Source organism: Mycobacterium sp. SMC-21, assembly GCF_045310825.1.
In the GTDB taxonomy this organism is placed as follows: domain Bacteria; phylum Actinomycetota; class Actinomycetes; order Mycobacteriales; family Mycobacteriaceae; genus Mycobacterium.
The window spans coordinates 276,495-301,569 of sequence record NZ_JBJIAO010000004.1 but is presented as its reverse complement, the minus strand read 5'-3'; the positions used below and the strand labels follow the sequence as shown (position 1 = coordinate 301,569).

Annotated in this window: 28 protein-coding genes; 16 read left to right on the top strand and 12 right to left on the bottom strand. The window is 68.8% G+C overall.

Annotated features, from left to right (window positions below):
- Positions 1–2 precede the first annotated feature (2 nt).
- Positions 3–1,565 (top strand): Rieske 2Fe-2S domain-containing protein, encoded by a 1,563-nt coding sequence (locus ACJH6H_RS07065; protein WP_406774511.1) that lies wholly within the window; start codon positions 3–5, stop codon positions 1,563–1,565.
- Entirely contained in the window at positions 1,562–1,933 is a 372-nt protein-coding gene (locus ACJH6H_RS07060; protein WP_406774510.1) for a hypothetical protein, read from the top strand. The genes ACJH6H_RS07065 and ACJH6H_RS07060 overlap by 4 nt, the downstream gene beginning before the upstream one ends.
- Before the next feature lie 14 nt (positions 1,934–1,947).
- On the opposite strand, the gene ACJH6H_RS07055 is transcribed toward ACJH6H_RS07060, so the two are convergent.
- Positions 1,948–2,196: a hypothetical protein gene (locus ACJH6H_RS07055; RefSeq protein ID WP_244872731.1), complete on the bottom strand. Its 249-nt coding sequence runs from the start codon at positions 2,194–2,196 to the stop codon at positions 1,948–1,950.
- A gap of 69 nt (positions 2,197–2,265) precedes the next feature.
- Complete coding sequence (locus tag ACJH6H_RS07050; RefSeq protein WP_406774509.1) at positions 2,266–3,075, bottom strand: DUF5718 family protein; 810 nt, start codon at positions 3,073–3,075, stop codon at positions 2,266–2,268.
- Positions 3,076–3,180: 105 nt separating this feature from the next.
- On the opposite strand from ACJH6H_RS07050, the gene ACJH6H_RS07045 reads away from it, so the two are divergent.
- Entirely contained in the window at positions 3,181–3,906 is a 726-nt protein-coding gene (locus ACJH6H_RS07045) for a hemerythrin domain-containing protein (protein ID WP_212807559.1), read from the top strand.
- On the opposite strand, the gene ACJH6H_RS07040 is transcribed toward ACJH6H_RS07045, so the two are convergent.
- Both ACJH6H_RS07040 and serS read right to left on the bottom strand, forming a co-directional pair.
- A complete protein-coding gene (locus ACJH6H_RS07040; RefSeq protein WP_406774508.1) occupies positions 3,903–7,217 on the bottom strand; it encodes a BTAD domain-containing putative transcriptional regulator in 3,315 nt (1,104 codons plus the stop codon). The two genes, ACJH6H_RS07045 and ACJH6H_RS07040, sit on opposite strands and share 4 nt — an antisense overlap.
- A gap of 22 nt (positions 7,218–7,239) precedes the next feature.
- The gene (serS, locus tag ACJH6H_RS07035; RefSeq protein ID WP_212807563.1) at positions 7,240–8,496 is read right to left on the bottom strand and encodes a serine--tRNA ligase; all 1,257 of its coding nucleotides are present in this window, start codon (positions 8,494–8,496) and stop codon (positions 7,240–7,242) included.
- Positions 8,497–8,618: 122 nt separating this feature from the next.
- Here serS and ACJH6H_RS07030 point away from each other — a divergent pair, with 122 nt between their 5' ends.
- Genes ACJH6H_RS07030 through ACJH6H_RS07020 form a run of 3 tightly spaced genes read left to right on the top strand, consistent with a single transcriptional unit; the run spans position 8,619 to position 10,694 of the window.
- On the top strand, positions 8,619–10,094 hold the full coding sequence (locus ACJH6H_RS07030; RefSeq protein ID WP_212807565.1) for a septum formation family protein: 1,476 nt from the start codon (positions 8,619–8,621) through the stop codon (positions 10,092–10,094).
- Positions 10,095–10,096: 2 nt separating this feature from the next.
- Positions 10,097–10,447 (top strand): metallopeptidase family protein, encoded by a 351-nt coding sequence (locus ACJH6H_RS07025; protein WP_212807567.1) that lies wholly within the window; start codon positions 10,097–10,099, stop codon positions 10,445–10,447.
- Between the two features lie 49 nt (positions 10,448–10,496).
- Positions 10,497–10,694, top strand: coding sequence for a hypothetical protein (locus ACJH6H_RS07020; protein WP_212807569.1), 198 nt, complete (start codon positions 10,497–10,499; stop codon positions 10,692–10,694).
- On the opposite strand, the gene ACJH6H_RS07015 is transcribed toward ACJH6H_RS07020, so the two are convergent.
- Positions 10,695–11,369: a histidine phosphatase family protein gene (locus tag ACJH6H_RS07015; RefSeq protein WP_212807571.1), complete on the bottom strand. Its 675-nt coding sequence runs from the start codon at positions 11,367–11,369 to the stop codon at positions 10,695–10,697.
- Complete coding sequence (gene pheA, locus ACJH6H_RS07010; protein WP_212807573.1) at positions 11,366–12,271, bottom strand: prephenate dehydratase; 906 nt, start codon at positions 12,269–12,271, stop codon at positions 11,366–11,368. The genes ACJH6H_RS07015 and pheA overlap by 4 nt, the downstream gene beginning before the upstream one ends.
- Before the next feature lie 121 nt (positions 12,272–12,392).
- Between pheA and ACJH6H_RS07005 the strand changes: the two genes are divergently transcribed.
- The 3 genes from ACJH6H_RS07005 (at position 12,393) to ACJH6H_RS06995 (ending at position 14,766) form a co-directional block, all read left to right on the top strand.
- Positions 12,393–13,196, top strand: coding sequence for a DUF2470 domain-containing protein (locus ACJH6H_RS07005; protein ID WP_212807575.1), 804 nt, complete (start codon positions 12,393–12,395; stop codon positions 13,194–13,196).
- Positions 13,197–13,287: 91 nt separating this feature from the next.
- The gene (locus ACJH6H_RS07000) at positions 13,288–14,055 is read left to right on the top strand and encodes a CPBP family intramembrane glutamic endopeptidase (protein ID WP_212807576.1); all 768 of its coding nucleotides are present in this window, start codon (positions 13,288–13,290) and stop codon (positions 14,053–14,055) included.
- 162 nt (positions 14,056–14,217) lie between these two features.
- Positions 14,218–14,766: a ferritin gene (locus ACJH6H_RS06995; RefSeq protein WP_212807577.1), complete on the top strand. Its 549-nt coding sequence runs from the start codon at positions 14,218–14,220 to the stop codon at positions 14,764–14,766.
- A gap of 10 nt (positions 14,767–14,776) precedes the next feature.
- On the opposite strand, the gene ACJH6H_RS06990 is transcribed toward ACJH6H_RS06995, so the two are convergent.
- Genes ACJH6H_RS06990 through ACJH6H_RS06980 form a run of 3 tightly spaced genes read right to left on the bottom strand, consistent with a single transcriptional unit; the run spans position 14,777 to position 16,993 of the window.
- Entirely contained in the window at positions 14,777–15,637 is an 861-nt protein-coding gene (locus ACJH6H_RS06990; protein ID WP_212807579.1) for a glycerophosphodiester phosphodiesterase, read from the bottom strand.
- A gap of 4 nt (positions 15,638–15,641) precedes the next feature.
- Complete coding sequence (locus tag ACJH6H_RS06985) at positions 15,642–16,589, bottom strand: DUF4328 domain-containing protein (protein ID WP_244872730.1); 948 nt, start codon at positions 16,587–16,589, stop codon at positions 15,642–15,644.
- Positions 16,590–16,648: 59 nt separating this feature from the next.
- Positions 16,649–16,993: a rhodanese-like domain-containing protein gene (locus ACJH6H_RS06980; protein WP_212807583.1), complete on the bottom strand. Its 345-nt coding sequence runs from the start codon at positions 16,991–16,993 to the stop codon at positions 16,649–16,651.
- Positions 16,994–17,388: 395 nt separating this feature from the next.
- Between ACJH6H_RS06980 and ACJH6H_RS06975 the strand changes: the two genes are divergently transcribed.
- The 4 genes from ACJH6H_RS06975 to ACJH6H_RS06960 all read left to right on the top strand — a co-directional run bounded on the left by ACJH6H_RS06975 (position 17,389) and on the right by ACJH6H_RS06960 (position 19,908).
- A complete protein-coding gene (locus ACJH6H_RS06975) occupies positions 17,389–17,544 on the top strand; it encodes a hypothetical protein (protein WP_212807585.1) in 156 nt (51 codons plus the stop codon).
- 144 nt (positions 17,545–17,688) lie between these two features.
- Positions 17,689–18,312: a superoxide dismutase gene (locus tag ACJH6H_RS06970; RefSeq protein ID WP_212807586.1), complete on the top strand. Its 624-nt coding sequence runs from the start codon at positions 17,689–17,691 to the stop codon at positions 18,310–18,312.
- A gap of 219 nt (positions 18,313–18,531) precedes the next feature.
- Positions 18,532–19,062: a hypothetical protein gene (locus ACJH6H_RS06965; protein WP_020099576.1), complete on the top strand. Its 531-nt coding sequence runs from the start codon at positions 18,532–18,534 to the stop codon at positions 19,060–19,062.
- A gap of 447 nt (positions 19,063–19,509) precedes the next feature.
- Positions 19,510–19,908 (top strand): transcriptional regulator, encoded by a 399-nt coding sequence (locus ACJH6H_RS06960; RefSeq protein ID WP_406774507.1) that lies wholly within the window; start codon positions 19,510–19,512, stop codon positions 19,906–19,908.
- A gap of 48 nt (positions 19,909–19,956) precedes the next feature.
- Here the strand turns inward: ACJH6H_RS06960 and ACJH6H_RS06955 are convergent, their stop codons facing one another.
- The 3 genes from ACJH6H_RS06955 to ACJH6H_RS06945 form a co-directional block, all read right to left on the bottom strand.
- Positions 19,957–21,123, bottom strand: a complete 1,167-nt coding sequence (locus ACJH6H_RS06955) for a hypothetical protein (RefSeq protein WP_406774506.1) — start codon at positions 21,121–21,123, stop codon at positions 19,957–19,959.
- Positions 21,120–21,611, bottom strand: coding sequence for an ImmA/IrrE family metallo-endopeptidase (locus ACJH6H_RS06950; protein ID WP_061006642.1), 492 nt, complete (start codon positions 21,609–21,611; stop codon positions 21,120–21,122). The genes ACJH6H_RS06955 and ACJH6H_RS06950 overlap by 4 nt, the downstream gene beginning before the upstream one ends.
- A gap of 62 nt (positions 21,612–21,673) precedes the next feature.
- Positions 21,674–22,543, bottom strand: coding sequence for a hypothetical protein (locus ACJH6H_RS06945; RefSeq protein ID WP_406774505.1), 870 nt, complete (start codon positions 22,541–22,543; stop codon positions 21,674–21,676).
- Between the two features lie 874 nt (positions 22,544–23,417).
- Between ACJH6H_RS06945 and ACJH6H_RS06940 the strand changes: the two genes are divergently transcribed.
- From ACJH6H_RS06940 to rraA, 3 genes are read left to right on the top strand one after another with little or no spacing between them, the layout of a single operon-like run.
- Complete coding sequence (locus ACJH6H_RS06940) at positions 23,418–24,074, top strand: DUF6474 family protein (protein WP_212807597.1); 657 nt, start codon at positions 23,418–23,420, stop codon at positions 24,072–24,074.
- 21 nt (positions 24,075–24,095) lie between these two features.
- A complete protein-coding gene (locus ACJH6H_RS06935) occupies positions 24,096–24,518 on the top strand; it encodes a hypothetical protein (RefSeq protein ID WP_212807598.1) in 423 nt (140 codons plus the stop codon).
- Between the two features lie 25 nt (positions 24,519–24,543).
- Positions 24,544–25,023 (top strand): ribonuclease E activity regulator RraA, encoded by a 480-nt coding sequence (rraA, locus tag ACJH6H_RS06930; protein ID WP_212807599.1) that lies wholly within the window; start codon positions 24,544–24,546, stop codon positions 25,021–25,023.
- Positions 25,024–25,075 lie beyond the last annotated feature (52 nt).

The window sequence follows — 25,075 nt, the reverse complement described above, 5'->3', positions numbered from 1 at the left end:
TTGTGCAGGTCACAAGCGTTGGACACGCCGGATTCCGGATCGATACCGCCGCGGGCAGCATTCTCTGCGACCCGTGGGTGAACCCTGCCTACTTCGCGTCGTGGTTCCCGTTCCCCGACAACAGCCGGCTGGACTGGGATGCGCTCGGCGACTGCGACTACCTGTACGTCAGCCACCTGCACAAGGACCACTTCGACCCGGAGCACCTGCGCGCGCACGTCAACAAGGACGCGACGGTGCTGCTGCCCGACTACCCGGTGCCGGACCTGCGTCGCGAGCTCGAGGCCCTGGGCTTCCACAAATTCTTCGAGACCACCGATTCGGTGAAGCACCGCGTCAGCGGGCCCAAGGGTGATCTGGACATCATGATCATCGCCCTGCGCGCCCCGGCCGACGGCCCGATCGGCGACTCGGGCCTCGTGGTGTCCGACGGCGAGACCGTCGCGTTCAACATGAACGACGCCCGCCCGATCGATCTGGACATGGTGGCCACCGAGTTCGGTGACGTCGACGTGCACATGCTGCAGTACTCGGGCGCCATCTGGTACCCCATGGTCTACGACATGCCGGCCCGGGCCAAGGAGGCCTTCGGCACCCAGAAGCGGCAGCGCCAGATGGACCGCTGTCGCCAGTACATCGCGCAGGTCGGCGCCACCTGGGTGGTGCCGTCGGCCGGGCCGCCATGCTTCCTGGATCCCGAATTGCGTTGGCTGAACGACGATCACGACGATCCGGCCAACATCTTCCCCGACCAGGCGGTGTTCCTGGACCAGCTGCGCAGCCACGGCCACAACGGTGGGCTGCTGATGATCCCGGGCACCGTGGCGACGTTCACCGGGTCGGCGCTCGACTCGCTTGTGCACCCCATTCCGGACGCCGAGGCCGAGGCGATCTTCACCACCGGCAAGGCCGCCTACATCGAGGCCTACGCGCAGCGCATGGCGCCCGTGCTGGCTGTCGAAAAGGCTTCCTGGGCACCGGCTTCCGGCGATTCGCTGCTGGAGCCACTGCGCGCCAAGTTCGAACCGATCATGGTGCAGAGCGACCAGATCTGCGACGGCATCGGCTATCCGGTTGAATTGAGGATCGGCACTGGGGTCGAATCTCAGACCGTGGTCCTGGACTTTCCGAAACGGGCTGTGCGGGAAGCGATTCCGGATGAGAAGTTCCGCTACGGCTTCGGCATCGCACCCGAGCTGGTGCGCACCGTGCTGCGCGACGACGAGCCGGACTGGGTCAACACCATCTTCCTGTCCACCCGGTTCCAGGCGTGGCGGGTCGGCGGCTACAACGAGTACCTGTACACGTTCTTCAAGTGCCTGACCGACGAGCGCATCGCCTACGCCGACGGCTGGTTCGCCGAGGCGCACGACACCTCGGCGTCGATCGAGCTGGGCGGCTACGAAATTCAGCGCCGGTGCCCGCACCTGAAGGCCGACCTGTCGAAGTTCGGGATCGTCGAGGGCAACACACTGACCTGCAATCTGCACGGCTGGCAGTGGAACCTGGACAACGGCCGCTGCCTGACCTCCAAGGGTCATGAGTTGCGGAGCGCCAAGCGGTGACGAGCGCCCGGTCCGGCGCTCGCCCGGACGCGCACTACGACGACGGCCAGATCTTCCTGGACCGGCAGGCGATCACGTTGCGCCGCTACCACTTTCCGTCGGGCACGTCGAAGATCATCCCGCTCAGCGCGGTCCGTGGCTACAAGGCCGAGTCGCTCGGCTTCATCATGGACCGGTTCCTGATCTGGGGCGGCACCGACCCGCGCCGCTGGCTGCCGCTGGACATCTGGCGGCCCATCAAGTCGACGCTGGTGACCCTCGACGTCGTCGGCACCACCCCGGCGCCGGCCTGTACCCCGTTGCGGCCCAAGGAGTTTCTGGCGACGCTCGACGAGTTACTGGGAGAGCAGGCCGCTCGCCGACAGTGACCAAATGGCGGCTGCTACCACCTGGTGCCGTCGAGCCCCGGAATCACGCACCGCCCGTCCGCGGCGACGCGGCCGATGAGCATGCCGTCGTAGCCGGTGCAGGACGAGTTGAGCGGCTCGCAGGTGTTGATGGACGTGATCACCTTGTCCTGGCCGCACGGGGTACCCGGGGCAGGTGGATCGGCGGCGGCCACAGCAGCGCTGAAGCCCAACGCGAGCATCACCGTGGACGCGAGGACGAGAGAGCGGGTCGAGTCGAACATCATGGACACCTCCGGCCGATGGCCCCGACGTGCACCAATGCTACGCCGAAACCGGCGAGGTGAACCCGGCTAATTCGCGGTCCGCACCGTCTGCAGCAACTCCGAGACGTCGTCGGAGGCGGTGTCGTACACGCGCACGATCGCCCGGTCGCCCGGCTTGAGGTAGGTGGACTCCCCCAGCTCGGTGTAGCGCGTCGCGCCGATGCCGACGAGCAGATTCCTCGGGTGACCGCTCGCCACCATCAGGGCGCCGACATCCTCCAAAGGTGTGTCGTCCGAACCCTTCTGGTTCGCCAGGCGGTCCACGATCCAGTCCAGCAGCTGTGTCCCGTAGTACGAGTAGCCCAGCAGCGGGCTGTCCTGGCCGTACGCCTGCTCGACGCCGCTGCCGTCGTCCAGGAAGCTCGCCAGCCGCAGCGACGACGTCGGACCGTCGGGGCTCAGGTCGTCGATGGCGAAGAACTGCGGGGCCACCCCCTTGGATGCCGGACCCCAGTTCTTCTTGTGGCTGATCTTCGGCGCGTTGGGCCGGCGGATCGAGCAGTCGTTGAACGCGCCCAGCGCGAACGGCCGCAGCCCGACCACCCGGTCGCCCGACCACGACACCTCGCACGCCAGCCCGACCTCGGGCTCGATCTGCAGGTTCAGCGGGGTGTCACTGACCGGCAGCTGCACCGCATCGGTGGACAGCGGGAACTCGCCGAGGAACGTATCGCTGCCCGGCGCGTACCACGGAAAAATGCCCTTGGGTGCCCCGCCCTCGGACCGGACGTTGACGAAATCGACTGCCTCCCCGGCCTGTTCGAGGTGCCCGGCGAAATTGCCCGCCACCCCGAAGCCGAACCAGCCACGCATGTCGTCCAGGTCGAGATCGATCATGGCTGCCACCCTACTGCGGCCGTGACCAGCACCGACAAGCCACAACCAAGTCGCGCTTAAGTCACGGGCACCACGCTGTGCGCAACCGATCACGAGGAGTCTGCTGTGCCCACCTCCGTCCCCGCCGTCAGCGTCGCACCCCGCCAGGCCGGCGAGCCCAAGCCCGACCTGCTGGGCATCAGGCTGGCGCACCGCGCCATGCTCGTCGACCTGGTCCGGCTCACCGAGCTGGCCAAGGCCGTGCGCGACCGCGACGTCATCTGCACGCCCGCCCGGGCTCGCGCCATCTCGCAGTACATCGAGATGCTGTGCGACTCGATCCATCACCACCACAGCACCGAGGACACCGTGCTGTGGCCGGTGATCCAGGCCAGCGTCGGCGCTCACCTCGACCTGAGCGAACTCACCGACGACCACGCCGCGCTGGACCCGCGCCTCGATCAGCTGCGGGCGCGCGCCGCGGCGTTCCGGCTGTCCAACGGTGACCGCAAGGTCGCGTTCCTCATGGCGTTCGAACTGGCCGAACTCACCGCGCTGCTGACCGAACACATCAACGACGAAGAATTCGACCTGTTCCCGCTGATCACCGAGCACGTATCGGTGGACGACTGGGAGGACGTGGAGGCAGCCGCCCGCGCCGGCAGCCGGATGTCGTTCGACGGCCCGCGTTCACTGGCCGTGATGACCGACGACGAGCGCGCCTCGATGGCGGGCAAGTTGAGCATCGGGTTGCGGGCGTTTCTGGCGGTCCTGATGTTCCGGCACCGGCGCGTCGTGCGCACCGTCTTCGGCGACCTCGCGGAGAGCCGGTACGAGGCCCTGGCCGGCTAGTCGATGAAACTCAACGCCTCGGCGGCGAGCCGGGACCGCAGCGCGTCGGCGGCCTTGCGGTAGGCGCGGGCCTCGTCGGGCCGGCCCAGCGCATCGGCGGCCGCGGCCAGCGCGTCGTCGACGGGCCCGACCATGAGCCCGTCGACTCCGAGCCCGGCGATGCTGCCGGAGTAGCGCTCGAGTTCGGCGGCCCGGGCCCGCACCTCGTCGAGGTCACCCATTGCGACCGCGGCATTGACGCGCAGCACGGTGAACGGCACCCAGAAATAGGCCCGCTCGATCGGTTTGCGGTCCGGCCACAGCGCCCGGGCCTCGGCCTCGCGGCCCCGCGCGACCAGCGCCAGCACCGCCGCGTCCAACGCGGCGACCGAAATCTCGCGGTAGAAGAACACCAGCTCGTCGGCCAGGGTGCCCAGGTCGCCGAGACAGAACTCCCCAGTCACCCGGCCGACCATCGCCAGCTTGGCGCCGTTGGCAGCGCCGTTTTCGGCCATCCGCGCGGCCAGGTCGGTGTAGGCGCTCACCGCCTCCTCCAACCGGCCGGCGAGCAGGTACATCCGGGCCTGGAACAGCCCCAGCACGCCGAGCAGATGGACCAGCTGGCCGGTGCTCGCGCGCGCCACCGCGAGGTCGACGTGACGCTTCGCCGTCGCCAGGTCGGACCGGTTGCCGGCGGCCAGCGACAGCAGCCAGTGCGCCACCGCCTGGTAGTCGGCCTGCTCGGCGGCCTCCGCGGTCTGCAGCAGTTCGGCGGCGAGCACGTCGCGCTCGCCGTCCAGGTCGGGGCCGAGGGCGCAGAAGGCGTGCACGTTGAGCGCGGTGCACAGCAGGCGGCCCGCTCCGGGATCGTCGGCGTACACCTGCCGCGCCAGCGCGAGCATCTCGGTGCTGGCGGCCAGCGCACCCTCCGGGTCGTTGCCCTCCAGCTCGACATAAAGCGCCTTGAGCAGCCGGATGCGGTCCGCCGCAGAGACGTCGCCGGCCAGCACGTGCCGCAGCAGCCCGATCATCTGACCGTCGGATTCGTCGTACTCGCGGTCGCGCCACACCAGCGGGGTGTCCCACGCCGTGAGGATGCGCACCACCAGGTCGTCACGCGACCGGCCCGAGACCAGCTGCAGCGCACATTTCATCTCACTGCGCGCCGTGACGGCGTCGCCGGACTGCGCTAGCGCGGCGATCAGGCCGCAGCGGACCTCGATGTCCTGGTCCAGCATCGCCACGCTCGGCGCCAGCTGCCGGCTGGCGGCCAGTTCGAGCATCTGGACCGCGGCGCGCCACTGCCGGGCGGCTTCGGCATGCGCCCCGACCGAACCCGCGTCCCGAGCAGCGGCGGTGGCGAAATCGGCTGCCGCCGAAGCGGTTTCCGCGGTCGCAGACGCGACGGCGTGGTGGGCCAGCGCGGCCGGATCGACCGAGCGACCAGGCGCGCGCAGCAGCTCGAGCGCCGCGGCATGCAACCGCGACCGCCGCAGTTTCGAGGTGTCCTCATACAGGGTGTCGCGGACCAGCCCGTGCGCGAACTGCAGCCGGCCGGGCGTCGGTTCGTCGAGCAGGCCCAGCAGCACGGCCGGTTCCAGCGCGTCGAGCAGATCGTCGGGGTCACTGCGGCCCAGTTCGGCCAGCAGGTCGACATCGATGTCGCGGCCCAGCACGGCCGCTTGACGCAGCGCGGTGACCGTCGGGCCGGGCAGCCGGGCCAGCCGGCGCCGCAGCACATCGCGCACGCCGACCGGCACCGACGCCCACACCGCGTCGGGCCCCTCGGCGGCCATCAGCCGGGCCAGTTCCCGCACGAACAGCGGGTTGCCGCCGGTGCGTTCGCGCAGCAGGCGCAGCGCCTCGCCACTGGTCGTCAGTCCGCAGTCGGCGGCGACGGCGGCCGTGGCCGCGGCGTCCAGCCCGCCGAGAATCAGGTGCGCCGACGTGTGCACCGTCAGCGCCGCCCGCGCCACCTCGAGTTCGCCGCGATCCTCCGACGGGCGGTACGTCGCGATGACCAGGACGCGACGGTCCTGGGTGCGGTCGGCGACAAGCCGCAGCAGCTCCAGCGTCAGGCCGTCGGTGCGGTGCAGGTCGTCGAGGACGACGGCCAGCGGCTGCTGCTCGGCGACGGCGCTCAGAGCGTCGGCGACCGCCTGCCCGAGCCAGAACGTGCCCTGCTCGGCCGCGGCGCGGTCGTGCAGCAGCGGGGCCAGCGCCTGCCGGTCCTGATCCGTCGCATCGCCCAGCTCCCGGAGCACCTCGGTCCACGCCCAGCCCGCGGGCGCGCCGTGGACCTCCTGGCACCGGCCGTGCACGGTCCGCCAGCCTGCCGCGCGCAACCGGGCCGCGGCGGCCGCGGCCAGCGTGGTCTTGCCGGAGCCCGCCTCGCCGCCGATCCACAGCACCGCACTGACACCGGCGGCGACGCTGCGTGCCGCGGCGTCGATGGCTGCGAGCTCCTCGGCCCGGCCGTACGCGACGAGGCCCGCCGGTTCGCGCGGCGCCGCGTCCGGGACCTCCGGCGCCGTCGCCCGGACCGGCGCGGGCCGCGACGGTTCCAGATGGTCGGCCTGCCGCAGGATGTCGCGCTCGAGATCGCGCAGCGCGCGGCCGGGCTCCAGGCCCAGCTCGTCGATCAGGTGCTCGCGGGTGCGCCGCAGTACCTCGAGCGCGTCGGCCTGCCGACCGGTGCGGTACAGGGCGGTCGCCAGGACTGCGGCCGCGCCTTCGCGTCCCGGATGCGCGGCGACGTGTCCTTCCAGCGCCGCGACCGCGGTGCCGTACCGACCGAGCTCGACATGCGCGGCGGCATGGCTTTCCACCGCGGCCGACCGGAGTTCGGTCAGCCGTGCCACCTCCGGCACCGCCCACAAGGCGTCACCGGCCCCCGCGAACGGCTCACCGGCCCAGCCCGCCAGCGCCTCGTCGAGCAGCTGGGCGCGCCGCCGTGGGTCTGATTCATCTTGCGCCGCAGTCACTTTCGCTTCGAAGTACCAGGCGTCGACGGCGTCGTCCGGCAGCCGCAGGCAGTATCCGGGCGCGGCGCTGACGAGGATGCGGGCCGGTGCCCGGCGCTGGCGATCAGGCTCCAGGACGCGGCGCAGATGCGAGAAGTAGACCTGCAGCGCCGACAGTGCCTTGGGCGGCGGTTCGCCTTCCCACAGGTCGTGGATGAGCCGGTCGACGGACACCGTGTGCCCGCGGGCCGCCACCAGCCGGGCGAGCAGCGCCCGCTGCATGCGCGCGCCCAGGTCCACCGGATCGGTACCGACCCAGGCCCGTACCGGGCCGAGCACCGTCACCCGCACCGGTTGTGCCACCGTCATGCCCCCGCCGACGTGGTTTCTTCTACTTGGGCTGTAACACCGAGGTGCCGACGTACGGCACCAACGCCTCGGGCACCCGGACACTGCCGTCGGGCTGCTGGTGGTTCTCCAGGATCGCGACCAGCCAGCGCGTCGTGGCGAGCGTGCCGTTGAGGGTCGCCGCCGTCTGCGGCTTGCCGTTCTCGTCGCGGTAACGCGTGGACAGGCGCCGGGCCTGGAATGTGGTGCAGTTCGAGGTCGACGTCAGCTCGCGGTAGGCCTGCTGCGTCGGCACCCAGGCCTCGCAGTCGTACTTGCGGGCCGCCGACGAACCGAGATCGCCTGCGGCGACGTCGATCACACGGTAGGGCACCTCGATCATGGCGAGCATCTGGCGCTGCCAGGCGAGCAGCTTCTGGTGCTCGGCCTCGGCGTCCTCGGGCTTGCAGTAGATGAAGGCCTCGACCTTGTCGAACTGGTGCACGCGGATGATGCCGCGGGTGTCCTTGCCGTAGCTGCCGGCCTCGCGGCGGAAGCACGACGACCAGCCGGCGTACCGCAGCGGACCCTCGGACAGGTCCAGGATTTCGTCGGAGTGGTAGCCGGCCAGCGGCACCTCCGAGGTGCCGACGAGGTACAGGTCGTCGGCCTCGAGACGGTAGATCTCGTCGGCGTGGGCGCCGAGGAATCCGGTGCCGCGCATGACTTCCGGCCGCACCAGCACCGGCGGGATCATCAGGGTGAACCCGTTCTCGGTGGCCAGCCGGACGGCCAGCTGCAGCAGACCGAGCTGCAGCAGGGCGCCCTGGCCGGTGAGGAAGTAGAACCGCGAGCCCGACACCTTGGCGCCGCGCTCCATGTCCAGCAGGCCGAGGGCCTCGCCCAGTTCGAGGTGGTCCTTGGGGTTCTCGATCTCCGTCGGCGTACCGACGACATCCAGCACCTCGAAGTCGCTCTCGCCGCCCGCGGGCACGCCGTCGATGATGACGTTGCCGATCGCCAGGTGTGCGGCGGTGAACGCCTCTTCGGCCGCGACCTGTCGGGCCTCGATGTCCTTGATCGCCGCGGACAGTTCCTTGGCCTTCTCCAGCAGCGCGGGCCGCTCTTCCGGCGAGGCCGCGCCGACGAGCTTGCTCGCCGCCTTCTGGTTGGCGCGTGCGGTGTCTGCCTCGGCGATGGCGGCGCGCCGGGCCGCGTCAGCGTCGAGCAGCGCATCCACGAGGCCGGGGTCTTCGCCACGGGACCGTTGCGATGCCCGTACCCGGTCCGGATCTTCGCGGAGCAACTTGAGGTCGATCACGGGCGTCAGACTACTTTTGTCGCCGCGGCCGTGGAATGTCGAGGGCCTCTAGCGGGGCCCGGGCACAACCACATAACAGTACAACTGCAACTCTTGTCACACGTCCTACGGCGGCTGTCACAATGGAACCGATGTTGGACGCACCCCCGGCAGTCGAACAGGGCCTGGACACGCCCCCAGACGCGCCGAAGACGACGACCACCTGGCGGCAGCGCATGCATGGCATGCATGCCACCGGGACGCAGCGCGCGCTCGTCCTCACCGCGCTCGGCGGACTGCTCATCGCCGGTGTCCTCACCGTCATGCCGGACGGCTCGCTCGGTCCGACCGGACTCGGCTTCAACACGGGCCGCGTCAACGCCGGCCGTGTCAGTGACACCCTCGACCACGCCAAGCCCGGTGAGTGCTTGAACTGGCCGGATCGCTCGCCCGACGCCGTCGAGATCGTCGACTGCAAGAACGAACACCGCTTCGAGGTCGCCGAGTCCCTGGACATGCGGACGTTCCCGGGCAGTGAATACGGCCCCGATGCCGCGCCGCCGTCCGACGCCCGGATCAAACAGATCAGCCAGGAGCAGTGCCAGAACGCGGCGCGCGACTACCTCGGCCCGCGCTACGACCCCAACGGCAAGTTCGCGGTCAGCCTGGTCTGGTCCGGCGACAAGGCCTGGAAATCCAAGGGCCAGCGCCGCATGCTGTGCGGCCTGCAGCTGCTCGGCCCGAACAGCCAGCAGCTGGCCTACAAGGGCAAGGTCGCGGACGTCGACCAGTCCAAGGTGTGGCCGGCCGGCACCTGCCTCGGCATCGACCCGGCGACCAACCAGCCCATCGACATTCCGGTCGACTGCTCGGCGCCGCACGCCATGGAGGTCACCGGCGCGGTCAACCTGGCCGACAAGTACCACGACGTCATGCCGGCCGAACCCGACCAGCTGGCGTACATCAAGGACAACTGCACCAAGGCCACCGACGAGTACCTGGCCCCGGTGCAGCTGCGTGCCACCACACTGACGCTGATCTACAGTTCCATCGCGCTGCCCAGCTGGACCGCCGGCAGCCGGCAGGTGTCCTGCAGCATCGGTTCGTCGCTCGGAAACGGCGGCTGGTCGACGCTGGTCAACAGCGCCAAGGGACCGCTGCTGATCAACGGGCAGTCGCCCGTCGCACCGCCGGCCATCCCGGAGGAACGGCTGAACCTCCCGCCGATCCCGGTCGTCGAGCCGCCGGTGGACACGTCGTCGCAGAGCTCGTCGTCGTCCTCGTCGTCGTCCTCGTCGCAGGGTTCGCAGTCCGGCTCCTCCAGCCAGTCGAGCCAGAACCAGCGCGACCAGCAGACGTCGCAGTCGCCGCAGGGCAACCAGCACATGCCCGGCCAGACCGACACCTCCAACCAGCACGGCAACACCACCCCCGGCGGCCCTCAGCAGCAGCAGGGCAACACATTCCTCAACGGCCCGCCGCCCGCGCCGGCGCCGCCGCCCGGATTCGGCGCGCCGCTGGACGGACCGCCGCTCGAGGAGGCACCCGCACCGGCGCCGGCCGGACCCGTGGGTGGGGGCGCACCCCCCGGACCGGTGGTGCCCGCGCCCGCGCCGTAGCCATGCCTGTCCGTATGGGGCAGCAGCGGTTCGAGGAGCTGGTGTCCGACGCGCTCGACCTGATCCCGCCCCGGCTCGCCGCGGCGCTCGACAACGTCGTGGTGCTGGTGCAGCCGCGGAACCCCGACGATCCCGGCATCCTGGGCCTGTACGAGGGCGTCGCGCTCACCGAACGCGATTCCTTCTATGCCGGCGCGCTGCCCGACACCATCACGATCTACCGCGACGCCCTGCTCGACATGTGCGACTCCGAGGAGGAGGTCGTCGACGAGGTGGCCATCACGGTGATCCACGAGATCGCCCACCACTTCGGCATCGACGACGAGCGGCTGCACGAGTTGGGCTGGGGCTGAGCCGCGCGGCACCGCGGTTTTGTCGGACCGCGGTGCTACAACAGAGGTCATGAGCACCACCTGCCGCAATTGCGTGGATGGGCTGGCGCACTGCCACGGCACGGTCATCGTGCACGTGGGCCTGCCGGCCGAATGTACCGACGAGATGTGCGCGCTACCCGAATCCGAGCACACCCTGCGCATCGACTGCGACGTGGTCGGGTGTGGCTGCGCAGAACCCGCGATGGGTCTGCGCGCCACCGGATAGTCAGGCCATCGGGTCGGGCGCCGGCGGCGCTTCGGGGTCGTGCCCCGGGTAGAACGGCGGCGTCTTCGCACCCCACTGCACGCAGCTCCACCGGCCGTCGGTGATCGGGCTGAGCACCACGCATTCGGCGTTGAGCAGGTGATGCTCCAACGCGAAATCGGCGTCCACACCGGCCAAGTGGGCGGCCACCAGCCGGATCGCGGCACCATGGCTCACCACCACGATGTCCCCGACCCAGTCGTGATCGTCGAGGCTGCGCACGCGCAGGTTCGTCAGCACCGGCACGTACCGATCCAGCACCTCGCGGCCGGTCTCGCCACCCGGCATGGCGACATCCAGCTTGCCGCGCTGCCAGTCCTCGTAGATGGCGTCGAACTGCTCGATGGCGGCCGCGTCACTGCGGTCTTCCAGATCACCGACCTGCACCTCGTGGATCCCGTGCGCCTCGACCGGATCGAGGCCCAGCCCGTCTGCGATCTCGGCGGCGGTCTGCTGGGCGCGAGCCGCGACCGAATGCACGACGAGGCCGACGGGGTGCGCCCAGTCGATCCCGAAATCGCGAGCCTGCTGCCGGCCGAGTTGGGTCAGCGCCGCTCCCGGCGGCCGGGTGTCCAGCCGCTTGGCGACGTTCGCCTCCGACTGCCCGTGCCGCACCAGAACCAAACGGCCACTCATCCGCGTTGCCCCTCTCTCAACCCCGCCAACCACTGCGCTGCCTCATCGGTGACCGGCGGCGCCGCGCCGGCAGCCACTCCGGTCGGCCACGACCCCAGGTACCGCACGTCGGCCACCCGGCGGTGCAGCGCCTTGAGCGCCTCGGCGACCGGCGCGTCGTCGATATGTCCGACACAATCCAGGAAAAAGATATACGTGCCCAATTCCGTTCTGGTGGGCCGAGATTCGATGCGCGTCAGATCGATGTCCCGGATCGAGAACTCCGTCATCGCGGAGACCAGGGCACCCGGTTCGTTGCGCAACCGCAGCACGACGGATGTCCGGTCGGCGCCGGTGCGCGGCGGCGGCGGACCCGGACGGCCGACGAGCACGAAGCGCGTTCTGGCGTTGGGCTCGTCGACCACACCGTCGGCCAGCGAGTCCAGTTCCCACCGCGCGGCCGCGAGCGCGGTACTGACACCGGCGTCCACCAGACCTTCGGAAACCTGCTGCGCCGCACCGGCATTGGAGATCGCGGGCACCAGGGTGGCGTGCGGCAGCCGGTCTGCCAGCCAGCGGCGCACCTGGGCCGCGGCCACCGGGAACGCCGCGATGGTCGACACCGCAGCGGCGGTGACCCCCGGCCGGACGACGATGCTGAACGCGACGTCGAGCGTGTGCTCGGCGAAAATCTGCACTCCGCTGCCCGACGACAGGCTGTCCATGGTCGGCAGCACCGAGCCCTCGATGGAGTTCTCGATCGGCACGCACGCGTAGTCGGCGTCCCCCGCCCGGACGGCCTCCACGGCCGCGCTCGAGCTGTCACAGGCGACCGGTTCGAAATCCGGGTCGCCGGCGACCAACTGCAACATGGCCGCTTCAGTGAAGGTGCCTTGCGGCCCGAGATAGGCGATGCGTGCCACGCCGCAACCCTACTGGCTGCCGGTCGGCCGACGCCCGCGACGCGGGCCTTTCGATAGGCCTTGCGCCAACACCCCGCGATAGTTAACTTAGGCTTACCTCACTTACCAGCGAAGGCGGGACATGCGCGACCTCACGACGACAATCGCAGCACCGACCACGGCCGAACGTGTCCGCAGCGCGTGCGCCCGGGCCGCCGACGCGACCCTGGCCGCCGACGGCGTCACACCGACGACCACGCCCGTGCATCACCTGCTGGCCGACGGCTCCGTCGCCCTGACCGTGCCGGCCGCGGGCCTGCTCGCCGCCACCGTCACGGCCGCCGGGGCCGTTGGCGTCGCCGCCATGCTGGAGCTGACCGACCTCGCTGCCCTGCCGCTGCGCGAACGGGTCCGCTCCCTCGTCTGGTTTCGCGGACGTCTCCACGATGTGCCGTCCGCCCGCGTCCCGGCCATGCTCGACCTGATCGCCTCCGAGCACCCGCACCCGGCATTGCTGCAGGTCAACACCGGCTCCGGGGCCGGTGACACCGACACGCCCTACACGCTGGTCCGCCTCGAGATCGAGTCCGTCGTGGTGGCCGACGCCACCGGCGCCGAGTCGGTGCCCGTCGGCGCGCTCCTGGAAGCCCGCCCCGACCCGTTCTGCGCCATGGAGTCGCACTGGGTGCAGCACATGGAGAGCGCGCACCGCGACATGGTCGACCGGCTCGCCAGCCGGCTGCCGGTGACGCTGCGCCACGGCCACGTGCGCCCGCTGGGTCTGGACCGCTACGGCGTCCAGCTGCGCATCGAACGCGAAGACGGCGACCATGACGTCCGGCTGCCGTTCACCAAGCCCGTCGACGACGTCACCGGCCTGAGCCGAGCCATCCGCACCCTGATGGGCTGCCCGTTCCTCAACGGGCTCCGCGCGCGCAAGATCTGAGGGCGTCGATTAGCCGCTTGCGCGAAGAGCATCAGGACGATGAGCCGCTTGCGCGCCGAGCATTAGACAAGCGCCGGTTACCGTAGCTGCGATGACCGGGCCGCAGCAGGAACACACCGAACGTCGCGCGCTGCGCCTCGAGATCGCCGTGGTGCTGGCCGTGACGTTCGGCCTGTCGGCCTACACGGCCGTGGTCAGCCTGGCCGAGGCCGTCATCCTCGGCTTGTCGGGGCAGAAGGTCGCGCTCAACCGCCGTCGCTCCCCGATCGACTTCATCGACTTCCTGCTCAACCTCAGTCCCGTCATCACCCTGGTCGGCTGGGGCTTCCTGGCGCTGTACCTGTTGTGGCGCAGCGGCTTCCGGCCCGCGGCGATCGGTCTGGGCCGCTTCCGCTGGCGCCCCGATCTGCTGGGCGGTCTGGGCCTGGCCGCGCTGATCGGTCTGCCCGGACTCGGGCTGTACGTGGCCGGCCGGGCGCTGGGCATCGGCGTGGATGTCGTGCCGAGCACGCTCGGCGACACCTGGTGGCGGATTCCGGTGCTGCTGCTGATGGCGTTCGCGAACGCCTGGGCCGAAGAGATCATCGTCGTCGGGTTCCTGCTGACCCGGCTGCGCCAGTTGGACGTCTCGGCGACCAAGTCCCTCGTCCTGTCGGCTCTGCTGCGCGGCGCCTACCACCTGTATCAGGGTTTCGGCGCCGGACTCGGCAACATCGCGATGGGTCTGGTGTTCGGGTACACCTGGCGGCGCACCGGCCGGTTGTGGCCGTTGATCATCGGGCACGGCGTGATCGATGCGGTGGCGTTCGTGGGCTACGCGTTGGCCGCCCGCCATTTGGGCTGGCTGCACCCGGCGTAATTCCGGGCGAATTCCCCATCACGTCAGCCAAGCCTTACCTATTCGCATTCAGCAATTCGAATTAATGGATATTGCATACGTCACACCGGGTAAGGATATGCTTTCCTGAATTAGGTTGACCTTGCATGACAAGGCCATTTGACCTGCACTATCTTCACTTTCATGACCGACGCGACACGCCTCGAAACGAAATTCCACCAACTGCTCCAGGAACAGATTCGAAGCGAATTCGGCGCGTCTCAGCAATACATTGCGGTGGCCGTGTACTTCGATGGCGAAGACCTCCCCCAGCTCGCCAAGCACTTCTATGCGCAGGCCGTCGAAGAACGCAATCACGCCATGATGCTGGTGAAGTACCTGCTCGATCGCGACATCGACGTCGAGATCCCGGGCGTGGACCCGGTGCGCAACACCTTCGCCTCGCCGACCGATGCGCTCAAGCTCGCACTCACCCAGGAACGCGTCGTCACCGAGCAGATCAGCCGGCTGGCCAGCGTGGCCCGCGAAGAGGGCGACTACCTCGGCGAGCAGTTCATGCAGTGGTTCCTCAAGGAGCAGGTCGAAGAGGTCGCGACCATCACCACGCTGGTGAAGATCGCCGACCGCGCCGGCGAAAACCTGTTCAATCTCGAGGATTTCGTCGCCCGCGAACTGGCGGGCACCGGTGCTGCCGACCCGACCGCGCCCGCGGCCGCCGGCGGCAACCTCTAGGCGGTCAGGCCTAGGCGTCCTGCCCGGCGTCCTGGCCGGTGTCCCGGCCCGCGCCCGTCAACCCGTTCTGCAACCAGTCCTTGGTTCGGCCCGGGTGATTGGTGGCGACCCAGCCGACACCGAGATCCGCGCAGTAGCGCACGTCCTCGTAATGGTCGACGGTCCAGCAGTACAGCGCACGCCCATGCGCGGCGGCATGGTCGACCAGTTCGGGATGCTCACGCAGCGTGGTGATCGACGGGCCCACTGCCGTCGCACCGACCGTCGTCGCCGCGCTGCCGCCCAGGTATCGCGACGTCTCGCCGAGCAGCACGGTCGGCAGCATCGGTGCGGCCCGGCGAATCCGCCACACCGCCGCCGCCGAGAACGACATCACCACGGCGCGGGCGAGGTCGGCGGAGGCCGGCGCCGCGATGCCGTACCGGTGCAGCAGCGCGAGCACCTTGCTCTCGACGAGCGCGCCGTACCGCACGGGGTGCTTGGTCTCGATGAACAGCTTCACCGGCCGGCCCCAGTCCAGCGCCAGCCGGATCAGGTCGTCGAGGGTGAGCAGGCCGGCCGAACTCTGGCCGCCGTCGGCCCGGCTGGGATGCCATGCGCCGTAATCCAATTCGCGCAGCTGCGCGAGGCTCATCTCACTGACCAGCCCGGTGCCGTTGGACGTGCGGTCCACCTTGCGGTCGTGGACACACACCAGATGTCCGTCGCGGGTCAGCCGGACATCGCATTCGAGGCCGTCGGCGCCCTGGCTCAGCGCCAGTTCGTAGGCCGCCAGCGTGTGCTCGGGCCGCTCGGCCGATGCGCCACGGTGTGCCACCACGAAAGAGCTGTGGCGTGTGCCGTCCGTCCCGCCAGTGCCGTCCACGCCCATGGTCCTATGCTGCCGGTTCCTCCGCTGTGGGCTCAACCGGAACCGCCGATTGGGCACCTGATTCTTCGGCCTGCTCCGCGTCGACGACGACCCAGCGCTGTGCGGGTGCGTCGGCCTGCGTCCGTTCGAAGGCGTGATAGACGCGCAGGACCATCGCCAGCGACAGCATGCCCATCAGGTACGCGATGACCGTCACCTCGGTGCTGTCGGCGATGCCCTGCGGGTCCGTCGCGAACATGCCCACGATGGACCACGCGACGACCAGACCCGACACGGCCCAGATCGCCCACCAGATGCCGATCGGGCGGCGCAACGCATTCACGCGGTTCTCGGCCGTGGCCATCTCGGTGACGAACACCGGCGCGAGGAACATGTTGACCACCGGGACGAGGCAGCCGACCCACAGCACCCAGCGGCGGCGCGGCTCGGTGGTGCCGGCGCGGTGATAGGCCGCCGCGCGGCGGGCGATCAGCCAGTTGGTGAGCACGATCGCCGTCGCCAGCACCGCGAACAACGCGACGACGCCGGCCGCGACGCCGAGCCAGCTGCCGGCGAGGGCCACCCACGGGTTCAGCAGCACGGTGCGGTTGATCAGCAGCAGGACGTAGCGCACGACATGCATCAACGCCGCGGCGCCGAGCGCGATCATCGTGATGGCCGCGACCGTCTGCACCACAGCCGTCGACGGTCCGCGATGCGTCTGCTCCGGCGCGGCGGGCGGCCCCGGATCCTGGGCGAACTCTTCGGTCAGGCCCCAGCGCGGAATGTGGTCGTAATGCGGGGTCGGCCCCAACGGGGGCCGCTGCCGCCGTGGCTTAGGCGCAGGACCCGGCCGCACGGCAATCCACCGGTATCCGCGCGCCGACTTCGTCTGCCCGGCCGGCGCCTGCGCGTCGGGGGCCAGCAGCGGACCGCGGCAGCGCGGGCACCACTGACGCTGGCGATCACGCACGTTCCAACGCGTCGAGCACCGGGAACAGACCTGGATCACGGAACCAGCCTACGGGCCCGTCAGACGGCGCCGGGGGCGCCGTCGTCGGTGACGATCGCGCGACCTGCACCGGCCCACGCCAGCATCCCGCCGTTGACGTTGATCGGCTCGAACCCATTGCGCGCCAGGTAGTGCGAGACCTTCAGCGACCGGCCGCCGGCATGGCAGATGACGTACAGCGCGGCATCACCGTCGATCTCCCCCAGCCGGGCGGGCACCTCGCTCATCGGGATGTGCTGGGCCCCTGCGGCGTGGCCACGGGCCCACTCATCGTCTTCCCGCACGTCGAGCAGGACCGCGTCCGAGTCGAACGCGGTGGGCAACTGATCGACGTCGATCTGCGGCACGTGCACATCATCATCCATGCGTACATGCTGGCACGGGCGGGGCTCACGCCACCACAGCACGCCATGACAGCAATCGCAGAACTATCCACAGTTTCCACAGGTTCATCCACAGGGCGACGGGAGGCCCGCCGACGGCCTTACCGGCCACAGCGCGCCGAACGCATAATTGACTGGGGATAAACAAGGGGCCATTGGTCCCCGTTGATCAACAGGCCGACACGCGGCGTGAGCGAAAAAGCTTGCCGGGCTAAGTAAATCCGGGGCCGCAAATCCGGCCCGCCGCCGATGGGGCCCGATTTCCCCGTCCCGCCGGCAAACAGTTATGATCGGCGTCACAACATCGGGTTGTGACAATCCTCACTCCGCTCGAAATCGGGAACTCAGGGTTGTTCTGGCAGGTCAGGGAGTATGCAATGGCGGCACATCCGTTGCGTCCGGGTTCGGGCGCATCGCCCGAGTGGCAATCGGCGTTCCCGTCCCGCACACACAGCCAACTCGTCGCGTGTGTCCGCGCCGGAATCATCGCGCTGGTCCTGCTCGTCGTGCTCGTTCTGATCGTTCTGGTCTAAAGGCCCAACAGGCACCGATCCCACCCCTGTTCCGGGGGTGTCCTTGCGGTGCGCGCAGCGATGGAGCAATGTGGTCTGGGATCTGTGGACGAACCCCAACTAGGGTCGTTGATCCCGCACGCGATCATCTAAGGAAGGAATCCTGTGGCTGAGTACACCCTGCCGGACCTGGACTACGACTACGGCGCCCTGGAGCCGCACATCTCCGGTCAGATCAACGAGATCCACCACAGCAAGCACCACGCGGCCTACGTCAAGGGCGTCAATGACGCGGTGGCCAAACTCGAAGAGGCGCGGGCCGGCGACGACCACGCCGCGATCTTCCTGAACGAGAAGAACCTGGCCTTCCACCTCGGCGGCCACGTCAACCACTCGATCTGGTGGAAGAACCTGTCCCCCAACGGTGGCGACAAGCCGACCGGCGAGCTGGCCGCGGCCATCGACGACCAGTTCGGTTCGTTCGACAAGTTCCGCGCGCAGTTCACCGCGGCCGCCAACGGCCTGCAGGGCTCGGGCTGGGCGGTGCTCGGCTACGACAGCCTGGGCGGCCGTCTGCTGACCTTCCAGCTGTACGACCAGCAGGCCAACGTGCCGCTGGGCATCATCCCGCTGCTGCAGGTCGACATGTGGGAGCACGCCTTCTACCTGCAGTACAAGAACGTCAAGGCGGACTACGTCAAGGCTTTCTGGAACGTCGTCAACTGGGCCGACGTGCAGGAGCGCTTCGCCGCCGCCACGACCAAGACCAACGGTCTGATCTTCGGCTGATCTCACGCTTTCCGGTAACGGGGCGTCGCGCATGTGCGCGGCGCCCCGTTCTCGTTTACCACCGAAGCTCCCCCCGCGCGAGCCGGAAGCCACTCTCGGCTCACGTGACACTTCTGGCACTCGGGCCATCTTGCGTGCTAACCCGTCACTGCCGCACCCTGGAATCAGCGATCCACTGCCGTATCGACTGATTGCTGATCGAGGTACCGGAGGGCAGCCATGGAGAGGTCTGGGCAAGCCGTCGAGATTGCGCCGTTCCATTCCGGCGGCGCATTGAAGGGGTTCGTGGTGTCCGGGCGGTGGCCGGATTCCACCAAGGAATGGGCCCAGCTACTGATGGTCGCCGTCCGTGTCGCATCACTGCCCGGGTTGCTGGCAACGACCACCGTCTTCGGCACGCGCGAAGAACTGCCAGAACATCCACAGCCAGGAACCGTCGGCCTCGTTCTCGCCGAAGGCCCCGTTGTTGGCGAAGCAGCAGTGACACCCGGATATTTCGCCGACCATCAGCCGACGGCGCTGTTGATGCTTCACCCGCCTGCCGAGACGACGCCGTCCCTTCCGGAGTGCCGCGGCGCCGCGTCCGGCTGCCTGCTCCTGCCTGGACTGCCTTACCTGGGACTGGATCATCGGGCCGCGTGGGTGGAAGCCGAAGCGGACGGCACCATCACCTCGATGGTCAGCAGGGTCGGCGTCGATCCCATCAGCCATCCGGACACCGCCATTCTGGCGATGCTGCTTGCCGCCTGACCCAACAGTGGGTTAACAGCAAAGAGGCCGAGAATTTCCCCAGGTCACCGGCCGGCGGTCTCGGGCGCGCCACGTATGGCTCGCGTGGTTGCCGAGCCCCGCCGCTCCGGTTAATCGTCGGTACGCTGATGGCAAACACTTCGGACGACATCGAGCGCCACCCCGCCGGATTGCTGAATCGTCTACCGCCCGACAGCGACTGTGACGCGACGTGCAGTCGAGGTTCGGGCAAAATAGCATACGCGTCAAAATTTGCCTCATCAGGCTGCGGGCCGGCACCGGGATCCACCCTCAGATCCCCAGCTCGGAGCCTTTTGAGCCGACAAATTTGGTAGCTGGATCGAGTTTTCCGTGGTTTGCACTTGGTTCCCGGCGCAACTCTCGCTACGATAGTCAGCAAATAGTGACACTGACGCCTGCAGATATCGCTAAGTGGAGGAATAACCGATGAGCATGACGTTCGCCGCTCGGCTGAACCGGCTGTTTGACACCGTCTACCCGCCCGGACGCGGCCCCCACACATCCGCCGAGGTGATCGCTGCACTCAAGGCCGAGGGTGTGACCATGTCGGCCCCGTACCTGTCGCAGCTGCGTTCGGGCAACCGGACCAACCCGTCTGTCGCGACCATGGCGGCGCTTGCCAACTTCTTCCGGATCAAGCCGGCCTACTTCACCGACGACGAGTACTACGAGAAGCTCGACAAGGAACTGACCTGGCTCGCCAACATGCGCGACGAGGGCATCCGCCGCATTGCCGCTCGTACCGTCGGCCTGTCCCCCGAAGCCAAGAAGGACCTGGCCGACAAGGTCGACGAGCTGCGCCGCCAGGAGAACCTCGACAGCTGAACCGGTTAGCCCGACCGGGCTCGACCACATTACGACCAGCGGATTCCGTTAATCCGCTGGTCGTACTGCTTTCACGCGACCGACAGACGCCTTCGCGGCGGTTCCGGGCGCATCCGCCTTACCCTGCCGATCCAGCTCGCGGTACTGCGCGGCAATCGCCAGAATCCACTCCCGATCCGAATACGTCGCGGGCTGCCTGAGCCAGCTCGGCCCCGGGAACTTCGTCCGCGAACCGCCCTTCGGACGGCTGCTACGCCCGTCGTAAATCCAGCTGGCCACCCGCCGCGCCTGCACATCCGGCGCCACGTCGACGCGTCCGGAGCCGGCGGCCTCACCGGCACCGTCCAGGACGGCGGTGGCCTCCAGGTACAGCGCATCGGAGATCAGCGACATCTGCTCGGCCACCCGGAAGAGCAGCGGACCGCGGGGCCGCACACCGATCCCGATGTTCGGATGGCGGCGACTCAATTCGGCGAGCAGCGGGGCGATGGTCCGCAGTTCGCGCCGCGCCCCGAACCAGTCCTCGACACTGGGCAGCAGCGAGCCGCCGGCCACCACCAGCATGGCGCAGCCGAGAATGGTCGCCGCCGCGCCGACACCGACCAGTTGAGTGCTGCCCACCGCCCGCAACAGGATGAAGGCGCTGGCCAGCACGATCAGCACGATGCCGACGCTGAAGACGAACAGAGCGCGGCCCCGTCGGGTGCGGTTGGAATTGCGCACCCCGGCCCACGCCACCAGCGTCAGCGCCAACAACACGTACAACAACGGCAAGAGCCACGACAACGAGTTGCCGCCCGAACCCAGATTTCTGCGCAGGTACTCCTCGGGCGCCATCTCCGGCTGCTGCGGGGTCAGGAAGAACAGCACCAGGGTGAGCAACGCGATCGCCCCGGCGACGCCGTACTGGGCCAGGGCGATGCGGCGGATGACGAGCGGTTTACGACTCGACGATGCCGAGGTGATCATCACGCAACTGCCTGCGGCACACGCGATCAGCGCCACCTGGCTGAGCATGCTGGACACGTTCGGCCAATGCAGGATGGTGTCGAGCAGGAGCGTGAGCGGCTCCCAGTTCAGTGCCGCGACCAGGCCGAGACTGCCCAGCGCGACGATCATCGCGGCACTGACGAGGGACTGTTTGTTGACCAGCGCCCAACCGATACGCAGGCCGGTCGCCAGGCCGAGCAGGCCGGCGATAACCCAGATGATCAACCAAACGCCTCGCCGAGACGGATCTGGACGATCGAGGAGCGGTCAGAAGGCAGCCGGCCCAGCCGGTGGATGAGCAACGCGGCGAAATCTTCGGCTTCCTGTTCGGCTTCCTCACCGGCCGGCCCCATACAGCCGGTCCGCTGATTCAGCATGTAGCCGATGAGATCGGAACTGGCCAGCTCCATGGAGTCGCGGGCGGCCTCGACGACGGACACGCCCTCATGACCCAGCACCAGGTGGCCGAGCTCGTGGGCGAGGGTCCGGTCACCGGCCGGCAGTCCCTTCTGCAAGAGGAACACGTCACGGTCGTTGTACTGGCGCCACTGCCCACAGACGCCGGGCGGCAGGTCGGCCATGGTCACCTCGATCGGGCGGCCACGGTCCTCGCTGACTGCTTCGACGAGACGGGCAAGTGAGACCTCGCCACGTCGCGGGGCAAGATCCAGCACCGAATTGACTGCGCGTGTGACACGGCGGCTCGCGGGCATGCCGAACCCCCTTTCGCTGCGATTGGCACGGTTGCCATCAATTGTGCCGCAGACCCATTGCCTCAGGTCATAAATCGTGCAGTGCCGCTGCGGCGGACCACGTGACCAGCGCGCGCCTGCCGGTAGCCGACCAGGCCACCCGCGCCTGTCAGGATGAGGATGCCGGTGAAGCCGGGAACGGCCACCGCGGCCACCTCGCTGAGACCGGCTGCACGCAGGTAGTCAGGATATCCGGCGCGGAACGCGGGTTCAGCGATGATCTCGTTCTTGGTGCCGAACGTGGTCGGTTGCGGCGACCGCACCGCCGGGAGTTCTGCCGGGGCGCTGACGACGACCGGGTTGTCGAGCTTCAGCGCGGGAAACGCCGGCGTATCCAGCACCGGCGCCAGCGGTAGGCCCGCAGCCGGCATCGGCATGCGGTTCGGGCGCCCGACGTTCAGGTTCATGGTCGGAACGACTTGGGCACTCAGCATCGACAGCGACGTCTGCATGAAGGGCAGCGACGTCGCGGCGTCGAGCGTCGCGTTGGTGAGCCCTGCGACGAAGTCATAGACCGGCTCGATGTGGGCGAGGACGAAAACCGGGATCGCGGCGAGCTGCGCCAGCACCGGGATGTTCGACATGTCGGGCAACTGCGGGAGCTGATCCCACTTCGGCAGTCGCGGCACCAGCGACGCCAACGGGATCTTCGTCAGATCGATGCTCTGCACGGCCCCGGTCGGCGACGTGTGGACAGCCGCGGACGGCAGGGAGAACGTCAGACCCATCAGGTTGATGCTGGTGGTCGGTCCGGCCGGGGTCGCCTTGACCGTCGCCTTGGTGGGTGACGCGGTCGGCGACGCGGGGCTGTCCGAACCGCTTCCCGGCTTGACGCCGCCTGCGGTGGGCAGGCCGGGCAGCTTGGGCAGACCCGGGAGCGACGGCAGGCTCAAGATGTTGGGCAGGCTCGGGAACCGGATGGCGGGGGCGCTCGCCGCGGTCGCGGGCGCGGGACCGGTCGCGGCAGCCGGCTGCGGTTGGCTTGTCCCGCCCGTCGTCGCGGGTGCGGTGGTGCCGGACGTCGTACCGGTTTCGGTCTGCTGAGTCGACGAGCCGGCCGACGGCTGATGTTCGCCAGCGGCCGCGTTCGACGTTCCAGAATCCTCGGGCCGCCCCGGAGAAGTGACATTATTTTGTTTGCTGGGGGCGTTGCTTTCAGACGCATTCTTGCCGGATTCACCGGTTTTGCCGGGGTCGTGAACACCAGCTTCAGAACCACTCTTGGCAACGCCGCCGGAGGCACCGCGCTTATCCTTTTTGCCCCCAGAACCGGCGCCCCCGGCCGACGGCGCCTGTGACTGGCCGTCCGTCGGCTTGGCCGGCCGCGCCGGGGCCTTGTGCCCGCCACCAGCGGACGAGCTGCCACCGGGCTTCGTGCCGCCATGAGAAGCCCCGCCACCGTGGCCACTCGAGTCACTACCGGAAGCTGCCGTATCAGCGAAGGCGTTCGCACCACCCAGGCCAGCGATCAACAGCCCAGATGCCATCAGCGCGGCAGCTGTAGCTATTCGTTGGCGTGGCGCCATCGTTCCCTCTGCTTTCATGGCATCAAAAACCCGCTCCGATGAATTCCGAATAATTGTCGCACAGCCGCCGGACTTTGTTTGCTGGATAAAGTAGCGAGAAATGTGGGAAATTCCACCCCCGAATTGCGGCGGAATTCGACCCATGGCCCGATGCCCGATTCCGGCCCACGGACGATAAGGTGACGTCACCATCACAGCAAGATCGTGCACACGTGTCGAGACGACCGGGAGGTCAGCCGGAATGGGCCTGTTCAAGCGACGCAAGAGCCGGGCAACCCGTCGCGCCGAGGCGAAGGCGATCAAGGCGAAGGCGAAACTCGAGGCACGGCTGTCCGCCAAGAACGAGGCCCGGCGCATCAAGGCGGAAGGCCGTCGGCAAACGAAACGGGACCGGGCCGGCGTCAAAGCCCAGCGGGACAGCGACAAGATGGCACTCAAGGTTGCTGAAACGCAGCTGCAGGCGGTCCGTGAAGGCAAGCTGCTGTCGCCGACCAAGATTCGCCGGCTGCTGATGGTGTCGCGAATCCTCACCCCCGTTGTCGTGCCCGTGGCGTACCGGGCCGCGATTGCCGCGCGCGGTCTCATCGACCAGCGCCGCGCGGACCAACTGGGTGTTCCGCTGAGCCAGATCGGGCAGTTCTCCGGTGCCGGCGGCGCGCTGTCCGCCCGGATCGCCGGTGCGGAGCGCTCGCTGCGCCAGGTCGCCGAGAACAAGCCCAAGGACGCCGAGACCAAGCAGTTCGTGGCGACGCTGTCGAGCAAGCTCGCCGATCTGTCCGCCGCGGTGACGGCGGCGGAGAACATGCCGGCGCCGCAGCGGCGGACCGCGCACGCCGCCATCGAAAGCCAGCTCGACGGCATCGACGCAGACGTCCTGGCCCGCCTCGGGGTGTCCTGACCCACCCGGAGGAGCACCCGCATGGCAGACGAGCAGAAGTCCCCCGACGAGGAGTCGCAACCCGGCGTCCCCCCGAAGGAGACGCCGGCCAAGAAGACGCCCGCGAAAAAGGCGCCCGCGAAGAAGGCTCCGGCCAAGAAGACGCCCGCCAAGAAGGTGCCGGCGAAGAAGACGCCCGCCAAGAAGGCCGCAACCACCGCGCCGGCCAAGAAGGCCCCGGCGAAGAAGGCTCCACCGAAGGTCGGGCCACCCGCACCCCCGGCTTCCGAGGCGCCGGCGCCCCAGCCGCCCGCTCCCGGGGCGCCCGCGCCCGCACCGCTGCCCGTGCTCGACCTGACTCCGCCCGTGCCGCAGCGCTCGCAGGTGCCGGTCACCGCGGTGATCGTCGCGAGCGTTCTGGCCCTGCTCGTCGTGCTGCTGGCCCGACGCCGCGCCGCCGGCTGACTCCGCGCCCTGAGATAATCGGCGGGTGACCATCGAACCCCGCGCCACTGCCGACCTCGTCGACGAGATCTATCCCGATGTCCGCAGCTGCGATCTGCAGCTGCAGAACTACGGCGGTCGAACCATGTTCGCCGGCCGCATCACCACGGTGAAGTGCTTCCAGGACAACGCCCTGCTCAAGTCGATCCTGTCGACGCCGGGCGACGGCGGCGTCCTCGTGGTCGACGGCGACGGATCACTGCACACCGCCCTCGTCGGCGACATCATCGCCGGCCTCGCGCACGACAACGGCTGGTCGGGCGTCATCGTCAACGGCCCGGTGCGCGACGCGTCGACGCTGCGCACCATCGACGTCGGCATCAAGGCGCTGGGCACGAACCCCCGCAAGGGCACCAAGACCGGCGCCGGCGAGCGCGATGTCGAGGTGACCTTCGGCGGCGTCACCTTCGTCCCGGGTGACATCGCCTACTGTGACGAGGACGGCATCGTCGTCGTCACACCGTGACATCAACACGGAAAAGCCCCCACCGTGAGGTGGGGGCTTTTCTCGTCTGACG

Excerpts from the sequence above, each read along its gene's own strand:
- ACJH6H_RS07055 (WP_244872731.1), bottom strand. The coding sequence starts at position 2,196 with ATGTTCGACTCGACCCGCTCTCTCGTCCTCGCGTCCACGGTGATGCTC.
- ACJH6H_RS07050 (WP_406774509.1), bottom strand. The coding sequence starts at position 3,075 with ATGATCGATCTCGACCTGGACGACATGCGTGGCTGGTTCGGCTTCGGG.
- ACJH6H_RS07040 (WP_406774508.1), bottom strand. The coding sequence starts at position 7,217 with ATGACGGTGGCACAACCGGTGCGGGTGACGGTGCTCGGCCCGGTACGG.
- ACJH6H_RS07030 (WP_212807565.1), top strand. The coding sequence starts at position 8,619 with ATGGAACCGATGTTGGACGCACCCCCGGCAGTCGAACAGGGCCTGGAC.
- ACJH6H_RS07025 (WP_212807567.1), top strand. The coding sequence starts at position 10,097 with ATGCCTGTCCGTATGGGGCAGCAGCGGTTCGAGGAGCTGGTGTCCGAC.
- ACJH6H_RS07020 (WP_212807569.1), top strand. The coding sequence starts at position 10,497 with ATGAGCACCACCTGCCGCAATTGCGTGGATGGGCTGGCGCACTGCCAC.
- ACJH6H_RS07015 (WP_212807571.1), bottom strand. The coding sequence starts at position 11,369 with ATGAGTGGCCGTTTGGTTCTGGTGCGGCACGGGCAGTCGGAGGCGAAC.
- ACJH6H_RS07005 (WP_212807575.1), top strand. The coding sequence starts at position 12,393 with ATGCGCGACCTCACGACGACAATCGCAGCACCGACCACGGCCGAACGT.
- ACJH6H_RS07000 (WP_212807576.1), top strand. The coding sequence starts at position 13,288 with ATGACCGGGCCGCAGCAGGAACACACCGAACGTCGCGCGCTGCGCCTC.
- ACJH6H_RS06995 (WP_212807577.1), top strand. The coding sequence starts at position 14,218 with ATGACCGACGCGACACGCCTCGAAACGAAATTCCACCAACTGCTCCAG.
- ACJH6H_RS06990 (WP_212807579.1), bottom strand. The coding sequence starts at position 15,637 with ATGGGCGTGGACGGCACTGGCGGGACGGACGGCACACGCCACAGCTCT.
- ACJH6H_RS06980 (WP_212807583.1), bottom strand. The coding sequence starts at position 16,993 with ATGGATGATGATGTGCACGTGCCGCAGATCGACGTCGATCAGTTGCCC.
- ACJH6H_RS06975 (WP_212807585.1), top strand. The coding sequence starts at position 17,389 with ATGGCGGCACATCCGTTGCGTCCGGGTTCGGGCGCATCGCCCGAGTGG.
- ACJH6H_RS06965 (WP_020099576.1), top strand. The coding sequence starts at position 18,532 with ATGGAGAGGTCTGGGCAAGCCGTCGAGATTGCGCCGTTCCATTCCGGC.
- ACJH6H_RS06960 (WP_406774507.1), top strand. The coding sequence starts at position 19,510 with ATGAGCATGACGTTCGCCGCTCGGCTGAACCGGCTGTTTGACACCGTC.
- ACJH6H_RS06950 (WP_061006642.1), bottom strand. The coding sequence starts at position 21,611 with ATGCCCGCGAGCCGCCGTGTCACACGCGCAGTCAATTCGGTGCTGGAT.
- ACJH6H_RS06940 (WP_212807597.1), top strand. The coding sequence starts at position 23,418 with ATGGGCCTGTTCAAGCGACGCAAGAGCCGGGCAACCCGTCGCGCCGAG.
- ACJH6H_RS06935 (WP_212807598.1), top strand. The coding sequence starts at position 24,096 with ATGGCAGACGAGCAGAAGTCCCCCGACGAGGAGTCGCAACCCGGCGTC.